This window comes from Rhodothermales bacterium (assembly GCA_034439735.1).
In the GTDB taxonomy this organism is placed as follows: Bacteria; Bacteroidota; Rhodothermia; order Rhodothermales; family JAHQVL01; genus JAWKNW01.
Genome location: JAWXAX010000036.1, coordinates 1 through 13,368, shown reverse-complemented (window position 1 = coordinate 13,368; position 13,368 = coordinate 1). Strand labels below are relative to the sequence as shown.

Annotated in this window: 13 protein-coding genes; 4 read left to right on the top strand and 9 right to left on the bottom strand. The window is 63.4% G+C overall.

Annotated features, from left to right (window positions below):
* Positions 1-240: 240 nt before the first annotated feature.
* Both SH809_02525 and hemC read right to left on the bottom strand, forming a co-directional pair.
* A complete protein-coding gene (locus SH809_02525; protein ID MDZ4698558.1) occupies positions 241-972 on the bottom strand; it encodes a uroporphyrinogen-III synthase in 732 nt (243 codons plus the stop codon).
* Positions 969-3,266: a hydroxymethylbilane synthase gene (gene hemC, locus SH809_02520; GenBank protein MDZ4698557.1), complete on the bottom strand. Its 2,298-nt coding sequence runs from the start codon at positions 3,264-3,266 to the stop codon at positions 969-971. The genes SH809_02525 and hemC overlap by 4 nt, the downstream gene beginning before the upstream one ends.
* Before the next feature lie 149 nt (positions 3,267-3,415).
* Between hemC and ytxJ the strand changes: the two genes are divergently transcribed.
* The 4 genes from ytxJ (at position 3,416) to SH809_02500 (ending at position 5,774) form a co-directional block, all read left to right on the top strand.
* A complete protein-coding gene (gene ytxJ / locus SH809_02515) occupies positions 3,416-3,826 on the top strand; it encodes a bacillithiol system redox-active protein YtxJ (protein MDZ4698556.1) in 411 nt (136 codons plus the stop codon).
* Positions 3,823-4,356: a TlpA disulfide reductase family protein gene (locus tag SH809_02510; protein ID MDZ4698555.1), complete on the top strand. Its 534-nt coding sequence runs from the start codon at positions 3,823-3,825 to the stop codon at positions 4,354-4,356. The genes ytxJ and SH809_02510 overlap by 4 nt, the downstream gene beginning before the upstream one ends.
* Before the next feature lie 37 nt (positions 4,357-4,393).
* Positions 4,394-5,416, top strand: a complete 1,023-nt coding sequence (locus SH809_02505; protein ID MDZ4698554.1) for a metal-dependent hydrolase — start codon at positions 4,394-4,396, stop codon at positions 5,414-5,416.
* A gap of 223 nt (positions 5,417-5,639) precedes the next feature.
* Positions 5,640-5,774, top strand: a complete 135-nt coding sequence (locus SH809_02500) for a hypothetical protein (protein ID MDZ4698553.1) — start codon at positions 5,640-5,642, stop codon at positions 5,772-5,774.
* A 23-nt stretch (positions 5,775-5,797) separates the two neighbouring features.
* On the opposite strand, the gene menC is transcribed toward SH809_02500, so the two are convergent.
* The 7 genes from menC to SH809_02465 form a co-directional block, all read right to left on the bottom strand.
* Complete coding sequence (gene menC, locus SH809_02495) at positions 5,798-6,925, bottom strand: o-succinylbenzoate synthase (GenBank protein MDZ4698552.1); 1,128 nt, start codon at positions 6,923-6,925, stop codon at positions 5,798-5,800.
* Between the two features lie 69 nt (positions 6,926-6,994).
* On the bottom strand, positions 6,995-7,789 hold the full coding sequence (locus SH809_02490; GenBank protein MDZ4698551.1) for a GNAT family N-acetyltransferase: 795 nt from the start codon (positions 7,787-7,789) through the stop codon (positions 6,995-6,997).
* A gap of 478 nt (positions 7,790-8,267) precedes the next feature.
* The gene (locus SH809_02485; GenBank protein ID MDZ4698550.1) at positions 8,268-9,236 is read right to left on the bottom strand and encodes a nitrilase family protein; all 969 of its coding nucleotides are present in this window, start codon (positions 9,234-9,236) and stop codon (positions 8,268-8,270) included.
* A gap of 106 nt (positions 9,237-9,342) precedes the next feature.
* Positions 9,343-9,891 (bottom strand): hypothetical protein, encoded by a 549-nt coding sequence (locus tag SH809_02480; GenBank protein ID MDZ4698549.1) that lies wholly within the window; start codon positions 9,889-9,891, stop codon positions 9,343-9,345.
* 191 nt (positions 9,892-10,082) lie between these two features.
* Positions 10,083-11,882 (bottom strand): hypothetical protein, encoded by a 1,800-nt coding sequence (locus SH809_02475; protein MDZ4698548.1) that lies wholly within the window; start codon positions 11,880-11,882, stop codon positions 10,083-10,085.
* A 39-nt stretch (positions 11,883-11,921) separates the two neighbouring features.
* Complete coding sequence (locus SH809_02470; GenBank protein ID MDZ4698547.1) at positions 11,922-12,392, bottom strand: hypothetical protein; 471 nt, start codon at positions 12,390-12,392, stop codon at positions 11,922-11,924.
* Between the two features lie 167 nt (positions 12,393-12,559).
* A partial coding sequence (locus tag SH809_02465) for a polysaccharide deacetylase family protein (GenBank protein ID MDZ4698546.1) occupies positions 12,560-13,368 on the bottom strand: 809 nt, incomplete at its 5' end.

Here is a 13,368-nt window from a genome sequence, read left to right as displayed (position 1 = left end):
TCAACAGTTTCTCAAGGTTTAATGTGGCTTCCCTCAGCCTCTAACCTTGAACGGTCGTCGCAGCCATTCAACGGATTTACCGTGATGATACTTAGTAGACTGACAACTTGAATTTGCCGAATGACGTCGTCGAGTTCCGTGTTCGGAGTTCCGGGTAATTGGGCGATACGGGCGTGCTTGCCCGAAACATTGAACACGGAACCCGGAACGGATACTCCGCAGATTCAACGTGTCAGACAACTAAGGGGGTGTAACGATCGCCTCCACAAGTGCCGCCGGCGTCGGGCTTTCCGCCACCGCCGCAGCCGGCCGGCCGGCTGACCGCAACGCCGCAGCCGATGTGGGTCCGATGGCGGCCGTCTGCGCTGTCTTCCACTCCGTTTCGCTCGCCGGCATCGCCGCCTCCACACCCAGGGGGCTGAAGAACACGACCCAATCCGGCGACGGGCACGGGCTCCAATCCGGCGCCCGCTCCCGCGTCTGGTAAACGATCAGCTCCTCAAACGGCGTCCGTGCCTGGTGGAGTGCCTCGGGCAGGGTGTCGCGCCGGCGATCGCCGCACAGAAACAGCCACGGCCGGGTGGCGGGGTGCGCTACGATGCGCTCGGCCAATCGACCTGCCTCCCCGCTCTCCTCTCCCCGCAGATCAAACCCGGCGGCGGCAACCGTTGCGGCCGTGGCCGGCCCGACCGTCCACACTGTCTTTTTGAGCCACATCGCCGCGTCGAGGCCGTGCTGTTGAAGCGCCTCGACCAGCCGCGACGCCGCGCGCGGACTCGTCAGGATCACTCCCTCATACCCCTCCGGCCGGCGCAACACCTCTGCCAGTGCCTCCTCCCCCGCCGGTTCAAAATCCAGGATGGGGATGGATACCGGGCGGAAGCCGGCGGCTTCGAGGGCGGCCTCATAGGGATCGACTGGCCGGTCCGGCGTGCGGAGCAGCGCGACAAGCGGCGCGGGCGGCTTCGTCACGACCGGATGCTTTGCAGCACCACGCCGGCGCCTTCGGCGATGAGGCGCTCGGCCAGGAGGATGCCGGCTTCCTCGGGGCGGCGATCGTCCACCGCGATGCGATCCCGAAAGACCACCTGCCCGTCGAGCGCGGCCACGCAGCCGTCGAGCACCAGCCCCTCGGCGAGGTCGTGCCGGGCCCAGGCGCCAACCGGCACCTGGCATCCGCCTTCGAGGCGACGGAGAAACGCGCGTTCGGCGCGGACGGCGGTTTCGGTTTCCGGGTCGTTGAGGGCCGCTTTCAGCAGCGCCGGCAGGCCGTCCCGGTCCGCACACACGATCCCCAGGGCGCCCTGCCCGACGGCCGGCAGCATCCACGACGGATCGAGCAGCGTACGAATCTGATTCCCAACTCCCAGTCGGATGAGGCCCGCCGCGGCCAGCACCATCCCGTGCCAGTCGCTCGCGGCCAGCTTCTTCAGCCGGGTATCCACGTTGCCCCGCACCGAGACGATCTCGAGATCAGGCCGCCAGGCCTTGAGCAACGCGGTGCGGCGGAGGGATGACGTGGCGATTCGGGCGCCGGCCGGCAGATCATCCACCCTACCTACAAACGATGGATGCGCCACGAACGCGTCCAACGGCTGCTCTCGCTCGGAAACCGCCGCGAGCACCAGGCCCGTCGGCAGCGCCGTCGGCAGGTCCTTGAGCGAGTGTACGGCGAGATCGATCCGCCCGACGAGCAGGGCGTGGTCCAGTTCGCGGGTAAAAAACGACTTGCCCTCGACCTGCCACAGCGGCACGTCCTGCACCTGATCACCCTGGGTGGTGATTTCCTCGATGAGAACCGTATGGCCGGCCGCCTCCAAGAGGGTTTTCACCCGGTTCGCCTGCCACAACGCCAGTGCGCTGGCCCGCGTCCCGAGGCGCAGCACCCGCCCGCGCCGGGCCTCGACGCGCAGAAGCGCGTGTTCCGACGCCGGCCGCTCGTCAAACGGGCAGGCCCCAGTGATGGCCGTCGACTCCAGCACGGCGTGCGCCGGCGGGATTCCCTGCGGCGTTTCCACCTCGTCGCAGCCTTCGCGCGAGAAGAGCATCTGGAGGAGGCGGATGCCATTGGCGTAGTCGATCTGTGACAGACCGACGGTTTTGAGCCGGACGACCGGCACGGCGAGCACTTTTTGCATGATGGACCACGTCAGCCGCTCCAGCTCGCCCAGTTCGAGGGCGGTGAGCCGATGCGCATGACGATCGATTTCCTGCCGGCGGATGGTGTCGAACGTCTCCAGGATGGTCTTTATGGCCGGCTGGAGGGCGAGGTGATGGAAAAACCAGGCGACGAAGTCGGCCAGCATCTCGTCTGTTATCCGGTGCGCGGCCGGCAGTTCGCGCCGGCGGCCGGCCTGGACGCCGGCGATGCGCACCATGAGGGCGTCGAGATCGACGAGCGTGTAGCCGCTGAGGGCGCCGACCGCCGGGTCGACGTTGCGCGGCGAGGCGAGATCCAGCACGAGGCGCGGGCGTGTGGCATCGGCCGGCAGCAATTCGGCGAGCAGCACCGGCGCCGGCGCGCCCGTGGTGACTACCACTACATCGGCCCCTGCGGCGGCGGCGTGAATATCTTCCCAGGAAACGACCTCGATCCCCACGTGCGCGGCTAGTTCCAGGGCCCGAAGCGGCGTCCGGTTCGTGACACGCAGCCGGCCCGGCAGCTCGGCGCGGAGCACCTGTGCCGCGAGCCATCCCATGTGGCCGGCGCCGACAATCAGCATATCCACCTCCTCAAACCCCTGCTCACGAACGAAGTCCGACGCAATAAGCGCCGCCATCCCGGGCACCGACGCGTGTCCCCCGGCGATATCCGTCTCCGTGACGATCCGTTTCGCCCCGCGGAAGGCCGAGTGCATGAGCCGGTGCACTACCGCGCCCACGCAGGATTCATCAACCGCCAGCCGATACGCGTCCTTGATCTGACCGAGGATCTGTCCGTCGCCGATGACCATGGACTGCATGCCGGCGGTCACTTCAAGCACATGCCGGACGGCCGCTTCATCGTGCTTCTCGAAGGCCACGGCTTCAGGCCAGGGGTGGCCGGCGGCTGTGCCCAACGCATGTTTGATGTGTACCCCATCGACGGCCGTGCCAAAGAGGTAACACTCCGTCCGGTTGCAGGTACTCACGATCACCAGTTCCGACGCCGGCGAGCGATGCGTGGTGCGATAAAGCGTCCGGAGGGAATCTTCCGAAAGCGCGAATCGTTCGCGCAATTCGAGCGGCGCTGTCTGGTGGTTGATCCCGAACGCGACGAATTGCATGGGGTGATTTTCCAAAGCCACAATGCCCGGCAAGGGGTAGATAATGATACCGAACGGTAGGGACGCGATACCGCGTGTCCCCGTCTACGTCGCATAACGTCCGACACAAGAACCAACGTATCGTGTTGCTGTTCGTTACGAAGCCTGTTATGAACCGATTCTTTAAACGATTCTTGGGAGAGTCCATTCCGGCCGATGAGGCTGGTGAAGCCCAAAGAGGGTTTTCGCCCCTGGAATCCGAAACCGACTGGACCCGCGCGCTCGAGCATTCACGCCGCGAGCCGGTGATTATCTACAAGCACAGCACGAGCTGCGGCATCAGCGCCGGCGCCCGCCGGCGGCTGCTGGAGTTGGGCCTGGCCGGCGACCCCCCCGTGTACGAAGTGGTCATCCAGCAGGCACGGCCGCTTTCGCATAGCATTGCCGCTACCCTGGGCGTCCGCCACGAAAGCCCGCAGGCCATCGTACTCCACGAGGGGCAGGCGGTGTTTCATACCTCGCACGGAAGTATCACACCGGACCGTCTTCGCACGGCCGTCAACGAGATCCGAAACGCATGATTCGAGCCCTGTTACTGACCCTCTTTCTCGCCGGCTGCGCCCCATCCGCCGAGACCCCGCCGGTCCCCCCGGCCGCTACACCCGCCGCGGCGGTCGCGTCCACCATCGGAGGGCCTGCGCCGGATATCGCCTTTGCGGGTCTGGCCGGCGACACCCTGCGCCTCAACGACTACCGCGGCAAGGTGATCCTGGTCAATTTCTGGGCGACCTGGTGCGCACCGTGTCGGGAGGAGATTCCGGACCTGATCGCACTGCAAGATAAGCTCGGGTCGGAAGATTTTGTCGTCCTGGGGGTCGCTTCCATCCTGTACGACGAAGACGCCGCCGAAGTGAGCGCCTTCGTGGCGGAGCATGGCATGCATTACCCCATCGTGCTGGACAAAGGGCCGGCCGGCACCGCATTTGGAGGCGTCTTCGCCCTTCCGACGACGTATATCATCGATCGCGACTTCACCCTGCGCCAGCGTACGATCGGCCTGCCCGACCAGAGCCTGGAGCCATTTCTCGCCGAATTGATCGCCGCCGACTGAGCTGGATGTCCAATCGCGTGACTAACCGCATTACTGCATGGATTCCCTGACCCAACTCGCGCTCGGCGCCGCCGTCGGCGAGGCCGTGCTGGGCCGGCGCGAGGGCAACAAGGCCATTCTTTGGGGGGCAATCATCGGGACCGTGCCGGACCTGGACATCATGCTCTACCCGTTTATCGACGAGGTGCAGGAGCTGGCGATCCACCGGGGGCTCTCCCATTCCTTTGTCTTCGCCGCCGGCTTTTCGCTGGTGCTGGGCCGGCTGCTGTACAGCGTCTATCCCGGTAAAAACACCTCGTGGCTCCGATGGGCCTGGATGAGTTTCCTGGCCCTGTTCACGCACGCCCTCCTGGACACGTTTACCAACTACGGCACGCAGCTTTTCCAGCCTTTCACCGATTATCCCGTCGCCTTCAGCACCATCTCGATCATCGATCCCCTGTACACGGTCCCGCTGCTGGTGGGCGTGATCGTGGCGCTGTTTCTGAAGCGGGCGGATCCCCGCCGGCTCCGCATCAACCGCCTCGGCCTCATCCTGAGCAGCGCCTACCTGCTGCTCACGGTAGCGAACAAGGCCTATGTCACCTCCGTCTTCGCCGGCTCGGTGGAACGGCAACTCGGCGGTTACGAGCGGCTGCACACCAACCCGTCGCTTTTTAATAACCTGCTGTGGATCGGCATCGCCGAGCGATCGGATACCCTATACGTGGGCTACTACTCGCTGTTGGACGCGGACCGAGAGGTCGCGCTACAGGCCGTCCCGAAACGCACTGCGCAGCTCGCGCCCTACCTGAACGACGCGCCGGTGCGCCGGCTGTTGTGGTTTTCCAAAGGCTTTTTTGCGTTGGAAGAAGCCGGCGGGAAGCTCACCTTCAACGATGTCCGCTTCCCGAGGTCCGACCTCTGGTTCGGGGCCGGCGGCGAGTACCTCTTCTCGTTTGAGCTCGTCCTGAGCCCCGACGCGACGGCCGTTGAGACCTTCACATCCGCTGACACCTCGCCCCGGCTGACGGGCGAGTTATGGTCGCGGTTCGTGGGTCGGGTGATGGGTAGGGAGTAGGCGGCGACAATTTCGATTGCGCGGCCGCTTAAGTCCACCCGCCGGCCGCCGAAACTAGACTCAGCCTACATCGCTCACCTCCTTGGTGCGGATGATGTAGACCTCCTTGGGGTGATGTGGAGAGCCCGGCTCGCGAGAGTCGGGCTTTCTGCCTTTCTCTCCCCGGATCCATCCCCCTGGAAGGAGTAGCGGAATATATAACCCCACGTTTCCCGTTCCTGCCATGAACAAGACCCTGCTGACCCTCGCTTTCGCCGGCCTGGCGATGATGAGCGTGCGTTCCCTGAGCCGCATGCGCCGCACGCACCTGACCTACGACTTCCCGGTAGAGCGCTGCACCGCCGGCCTGTTCGTCTGACCCTGTCGCTCAAATCCCAACGATCAAATCGTGACAGAACGGACGGTCAGGTTGTCGATCCGCGCCGTATCCACCGTCACCCCGATGCCCGGCGTACGCAGGGGCACCGCGATCATCCCGTCGTCGTTCATCTCCCACTCGGGCGACACGATGTCCTGCGCCCAGTACCGCCGGCTCGGCGAAATATCGCCCGGCAGGGTGAAGTTGGGCAGCGACGCCAGGGCGACGTTGTACGCCCGCCCGATGCCGCTCTCCAACATCCCGCCGCACCAGACGGGGATGCCCTGCGCCCGGGTGTAGTCGTGGATCCGGAGCGACGAGGTGAATCCTGCTACCCGGCCCGGCTTGATGTTGATGATCCGGCCGGCGCCCAGCGTCACCATGTCCTGAGCGCGCTCTAGCTTCGTGATCGACTCGTCCAGGCAGATGGGGGTCTGCAGCTGCGGTTGGAGCTGACCGTGGCGCACCAGGTCGTCCCACTCCAGCGGCTGCTCGATCATGATGAGGCCAAACGCATCCAGCTGTTTCAGCACGGCTACATCGTCGAGCGTGTAGGCGTTGTTCGCGTCCACCATCATCGGCACCCGGTCGCCAAACGCCTCGCGCACGGCGCGGACGTACGGGATGTCGAATCCCGGTTTGATCTTTACTTTGATCTTCCGATACCCCTGCGCCAGGTAGGACTCCACCTTCTCGACCAGCTTGTCCGGGCTCGGCTGGATCCCGATCGAGATCCCGGTGCCAATTTCCTCGCGCGTCCCGCCGAGCAGCTTCGCCAGCGACACCCCCTGCCGCGTCGCCGCGAGGCCCCAGAGGGTCATTTCCAGACCGCCCTTCGCCATTTCATGGCCACGCATGGCTTTGTGGAAGAGGTCGTACACCTCCGCCGGCGCGACGGTCTTGCCCACGATCAGCGGCGCCAGCCACTGCGACATCGCCATCCAGGCCGTGTCCACGCTCTCCGAGTTGTAGTTGGGCAGCGCCGCCGCCACCCCCTCGCCCCACGCCGTCACGCCGTCGCCATCCTCCATCTCGACGAGGGTGATGCGGCGGACGGTCTCGGTGCCCGAGGAAATCGCGAAGGGTTCTACCAGGGGGAGATGGATTTCGCGGAGGGTGATGCGTTTGAGGTGGAAAGGGGCTGGGGTCATGGGGAAAGGAAAAAGGGTAAAGGAAAAAGGAAAAACGGGCAACGAGAGAACGAGAGATCGAGTCGGTGGTCAACGAGGCCGGGCGAGGATGTAGTAGCAGCGCTTCGACTCGGGGTCCTGGTAATAGCCGACGACGCCGAAGCCGGCGCCGAGGTACAGCTCCAGGGCTTTTCGAGTGGATTGCCGCCAGGCGCGGGCAAGGTCGGCCGATTGCTTCTTCACGTGCTGGATGTGCACGGGGATTTCGACGCGGACGGCGTGGTAGTCTCGTATCGCCTCGGCGTCGTTCACGACGGGCAGATCGGCCAGCACGCCGGCGTCCTCGAACTTCGCGCGATGGGCCAGGCGATCCTCCTCCAGCAAATGCCAGGTCACCACATACCGATCCGTCCCGATGGTCGAGTGCAGGATGCTCGACGACCCATCGCCGTACAGATCCCGCACATACTCCTCCGGAAACGCCCCCAGCCGATTCAGATTCAGGTTCGCGTTGAGCGCTTCGAGGGGGTCGTAGGTCCAGTGGATCCGCCGGATGCCCTGGCTCAGGACGAACTCGCGCTGGAACAGCTTCAGATCCCGCCCGATGCCGGAGCCACGGTACGCGGGGCGAACGGCCATCATGTGCGACCAGTGAATATCCTCACCGTTGCGCAGCCCCGGCACGCCATACACAAACGCCACAAGTTCGTTCGCCTCGGTGAACGCGCCGGCGAGGATGCCTCCGATCTTCTGCGTCACCACCAGCAGCGAGGGCGGCACGAGATCGACAAAGGCCTCTCCCCAGGTCTCCTGCTGCACGTCGCGGCAGGCAACGATCTCGTCGTAGGTCTGCAAATGCCGAATGGTCAGCGCAGGGTGACTCAATTGCGATAGGATTTAGGATAAGATACCGCCGCGGGGCTCCCACGCCCGGCCGCTTCGAAACAGCCCGAAAAATAGGAGCGCCCCGCCGGATAGACAACCGGAAGGTCTGTGGAGATCTCGTTCATTCGAGCCGGCCAACCATAAAAAAAACCTGAAGCGCGTCATACAGGGGGACCCATTACCCTGTATACCACGCCTCAGGCTTAACCTTTGCGGTTACAAAGAGGTATCGGATGTTGCACCACGCATCTTAACGATGTGACGCTCCCAAAAACAAGAACAGCCCGACCTTACGGGGCCGGGCTGTTCTTTTACCTACCTGGACTAGCGTAGATAAACTATCGTAGGCTTGATGCGATGATTGGGCTCCAAGCTATCGGCGTGCCAGATAGGGATAGGTCTTTTTAAGCCCATCCAGGCCATTGTCCTCCTAGGATGAGGAAATACGTGCCGCCGGCCGGCAGCCTTTTCTTCCTACTCAGGACGTAGGCGTGTCGGAGAATCGAGCCGTCCGGGGATCCACTTCCGAGCCGAGCGGCTGCGTGAGTTCGCCGTACAGCTCCGGCCGGCGGCCGCGGATCCAGCGACGGCCTGTCGACAACGGGATCAGGCTCAGGTCCAGATCGGCCACCACCATGGCATCCGCCGCCGCCCGCGCCTCGTCGACAATCCGGCCGTAACAGTCGATAATCATCGCGCCCCCCGTGCGCACCTCGTCGCCATCCATCCCCACCCCGTTGCTGAACAGGATAAAGAGCCCGTTATCGTGTGCGCGCGATGGCAGCCAGCGCATCAGCCATTCACGCCCCTTCGGACCCCGTAACTCCGCCTCGATCGCCGCAGGGTTATTAAACCGACCGTGCCACAGCGCCGGGTCGATCCGCCCCAGCGCATGGGGGCTCCGCGACGCCGTCCCGCCCGTCTGATGCGGCGCGATCAACACCGTGGCGCCACGCAAGGCCGTAATGCGGACGTTCTCGACGAGGTTATTGTCCCAGCACGTAAGCACGCCGAATCGAACGCCCAGCGGGGTATCAAAGACCGTGTATTGATCGCCGCTGGTCAGGTGTTCGCTCACAAACGTGTGCAGCTTCCGGTGCACGTGAACCCCGCCGTCCGGCAGACACACGGCGTAGGCATTGTGCATCCGCCCGTCCGGCGCCTGTTCAATGAGGCCGGCGCAGACGATCATGTTGTACCGCCGCGCCAGTTCCAGCAGCTCCCGGGTTGACGGGCCGTCCGGGATCGGCTCGGCGAGGGCCGCGACGGCGTCGCGGTCCAGCGTGTGCACGTGCCAGTACCCGGTGATGCACATCTCGGGGAAAACGACGATCGCCACGCCGGCATCGGCCGCCTGCGCACAAAACCGGGCAATAACGGCCACATTATGCCGCTTGTCGCCGGCTTTATGCTCAAACTGGACGGTAGCGGCTCGGAGAATTGACATGCGAGTGATAGGTGAGAACGTTTTTCCGTTGATCGTTGGAACGTTAAATGTAAAGCAATGGGCTTGTTATTTCTCAACGCCCAAACGTTCAACGAAATAACGCTCTTCACTTCGCCGCCTCCTCGCCCGCGAACCGCTCCACGCGCGACAGAAACGAGGTGAACACACTCGGCTTGAACCCGACAAAAAAGCTCAGGAACGAGCAGAACGTCGCGATCCGAAAGTACTGCCCGGGGCTCACGATACTCGGGTCCGCCGTGATGCCGGCGTTTTCGATGAGCGACGGCGGCAACGAAATCGTGCCCACGATCACGAGCTGGCCGGTGGCCATGGCGAGGAAGATAAAAAAACCGCGCACTATGGCCGCTGGCGCGCTGGGCAACGCTGCGGTGCCACTCATGCTGCCCCGGCCATATTCCCCGACCAGCGAGGCGAAACAGCATAGCCAGAGGATGTTGCTCCACGTCCAGGTGAACACAAACCCGAGCATATTGCCGGCCCGGTTGAGGGGCGAATTGTACTCATTGAGTACATGGCGCAGCAGGTTGTCCGAGGGCACGGCGGAGCCCACTACAAAAAAGCCGATCCAGAGCAAAAGGCACAACCCGAGTGTGACAGTGCCATTTATTGACGAGGGTAGGGGTGACGAGGACATGGCGGTTTATACGCTAGAAATGAAAAAGGCGGGTGGCCTATGGCTCCCGCCTTTCCCATATCGTGCCGCTTCGTGAAGGTTTGACGAATCGCTTAATTTCGAGGGCTCTTTACCTCGGCCGGCGCGGGAAGTGTACACGATGCGCTACACTGGTCAGCGCTACACAGGCCGGCCGCGGCGAGCCCGATCGGCTACTGTTTGACGCGGCCGGCTGTTACCGTAAACCCGCGGCGCTCGACGACCACCGTGTTCAGGCCGTCACTCGCCATCGCACGGATCAGGCCTACCCCGTTATCCGTCGTATTCTCAATCTCGGAAGCGTCGAACAACACGCTGGTGTCCGTGCCGGGCACGTTCACCGTGATGGGCACCCAGGTCGCGCCGGCGTTCGAGCTGTACGCAAATTGCACCCGGATATCACCCAGCGGCGTATCGGGGTCGGTGACGGCGAATTTGATCTCCACGACGCCGGCGAGCTGTTCGCCCGTCGAAACCTCCCCGAGGATCAGGACCGGGGGACGGCTCCGGCGTATCTCGCCGAGCACCTCGCCGCTATTCCGACGGATGCGAACCACGTCCACCTCCCGATCCGCCGGCACGCGTACCCGCACGCTGAAGAAGCCATACTCCTCCGTATCGTCATCCATGTCGTCCCCAAGCAGTCCGCTGAACGGCACATTCCAGGCTCCACCCTGGTCGTCGACCACCTCGGCCACGAAGGCCCCGCCGGCGAACGGCAGGCTCGGCTGCGAGAGCCACGGGTAGCGGAATGCCGGGTTGAGGCGTTCGAGCTGCGTCCCATCAACGGACAAGACCCCGGAGATGGCTACGACGCGGGCCGTATACCGTTTGTCGCCCTCGCGATCCCCCGAAGGATCAAGCACGGCATGATCGAGGAAGAAGGCGTAGGTTGTCTGATCAATCCAGGCGGTATTTGTTAACTGGCCGCCCCGCATAATGTCATTCAGCGTAGATGGCTTGACCCGTCCGGTTGTATTGTTCGTGGCCGGATTATTCACCAGGCGAGCGCCGACATCCCACCCGGCATCCGGGGCAAGTGTGCGCGAATTATGGCTTAATCCGAAGTTGTGCCCCAACTCATGCGCATACGTACGCTGGTGACGAACATGATCAGTGTTGCCAAACGCCACGCGGCCCCCCGTAACCCCCCACCCATTACTCAAGATCGGGTTGCCGGCAATCCATCCATAGAGAAAGATGTCGTCGCCGTTGCCGCCGTCCTGGTCGACGATCAACTGCCGGCAGGATTCGAGCCAGTCGAGGATGTCGCTGTTTTCGCCGACATCGTCGACGGCGCCGTTGCCGTTGCCATCCTGATTCCACGTCAGCGTCGGGAAAAGACCTTCGCGGTACAGGTTGACGTCCGCATCGTTCACCGGATAGATCCCACGCACAAACACATCCCCCACCCCGGATTGTATATCCGCCAGCGCCGGGAGCCCGGCCCCGGCCGGCGTATAGTTGATGCGAGTATAAAACAACTTCGGTACGATGCGCTGAAGGGCGGTCAGGTTATCCAGCGAGCCCGAGTTGTTGGTCGCGTCGGGTTCGCCGGCGAGCGGGTTTAGGTCGACGACCACATCGACATCCGCCGACGCCGCGACGCCGGTCACCGCCGGCACTTCGAAATTCAACGTGTGCGCTTCGTTATTCCGGTCCCACAACGCCGCTTCCGGCGCCGTGAACGGGGCGTTGGTCGGCGTTATCCCTCCGGCCGGCGTCACGGCGACGCCATTAACAAGAAGGTGGAGCCTTCCGGTGATGCCGGCGGCCGTCGCGCCCTCGGCTACGCCTACCCGCACCCGAACGGCAGTCCCCCGCTCGGAAACAAGGTCGATGGTGTTTGCCCCCGTTTGGAAGGCTTGATTGACTTCGATGTCCTCTACGAAGATGTCGGGATTGGTGCACCCTGCGCTCACACTGGCCAGGAGCAACAGGAACGGCAACTGACGAACGGATACCTTACGCATGTCGATTCTCGATATGTGATGATCATGGGGCAAGAAGTGTCAATCGTTCGGTACCGCATCCCCTTCCCATGCCGTGTATTCGACGTCTCCGCCGGCATTCGTCACCGCAACCCGTTCCAGCCGAACGCCCTCTTTCAGAGCGACTTCGACGGTAAAGGGGCCGTAGATCCGTGGGCCGGCATCGGAGTCGCCCTCCATGTGCGCATTAAAGCGGACGGCCTCCGTCGTCCCATCGACGTACCAGACGACCAGCTGAAACCTTCCGTCGTCCACCCGATGCAGCCTCGACGGCGCGCGGGGCACGATGCGCAGGGGATGGACGCGGCGCATCGACGCACCGTCCGCCTCGAACTGGCCGCGAGCCTGGAGCGACCGCGCGGCGGCGGGGGCCGATGTGACGCGGCCGGCCGGCTTGGGCTCGCTGCCCGACCGGCAGCGCGCATCCAGAACGATAAACGGCAACAGGGCCAGCAACCACCCTATCGATGTCAGGAGACCGAGACGATGCATGATAAAACCTCATGGCATGAAGGGAAATGACGGGAGCATCGCCATGAAAAACAAGCGGAGCCGGAAACGCCAACACTTCTCTCACTACGTATGGCGCAGAAGAGGCCCCGGATCCGACATCGGAGCTTCATTCAGCACAGACGCCACGGCCGTTCGGTTCCCCACTATCACTCCCCAAACCGGGGGGTGATCATCATCCAGGCCTGGCGGGCGTCTATATACTGCGCAAGGTCCCGCATGGCGAGGACTGTATACCCGTTTTTCTTGAGATACCGGAGGTAATTCTGAAACAGCGCCGGCGGTGTGGTCACCCAGTCGTGCGCGGTGTCCGGCACCCCGTGGATGGTGAGTACAACCACCCGGCCCTCCTTCGCTTCCTGTAGCGCCTGCATGATCAGCGACTCGTTGTCCTCGAGCATGGTGTAGCTGGGCACCAGAAAGGGGTGATCCTTTGCCGGGTCGTAGGGCCGATCCTCCCCGATCCGGGCGAACAGATAGCCCTTTTCGGCGAGGGTCGACAGTGCGTAGGCGTCCGTCTCGTAGGCCGGATACGCGAAGGTGAGCGGCTTCGGGATGCCAAGGCCTTCGCCTTTCTCCTCAATATATGCCAGCTCACCGGCAAACTCAGCCGGCGTCATGTCGGGAACGAGCCGGTGGGTGCCTGTATGGTTGCCGATCTCGAAGCCCATCTGGTTGAGCATCCGAATCTGCTCCCAGGTCATGTACAGGGTCTTGTCCGAAAACGGCGGCTTCGGAAATTCAGAGATGTAGAACGTGGCGCCAAACCCGTATTCCTTCAGCAGCGGCCCGACATACGTGGCATGGCTAACGACGGCATCATCGAAGGTGAGCACGACCACCTTATCGGGGATGGGCTGGCGCAGGATCTGGGCGGGAGCAACGATGGCGCTAACCGTGGCGCATACAAACGCCAGGAGACCAAAAAAGAGACATTTCATGTTGGGGGGGGTGAGGG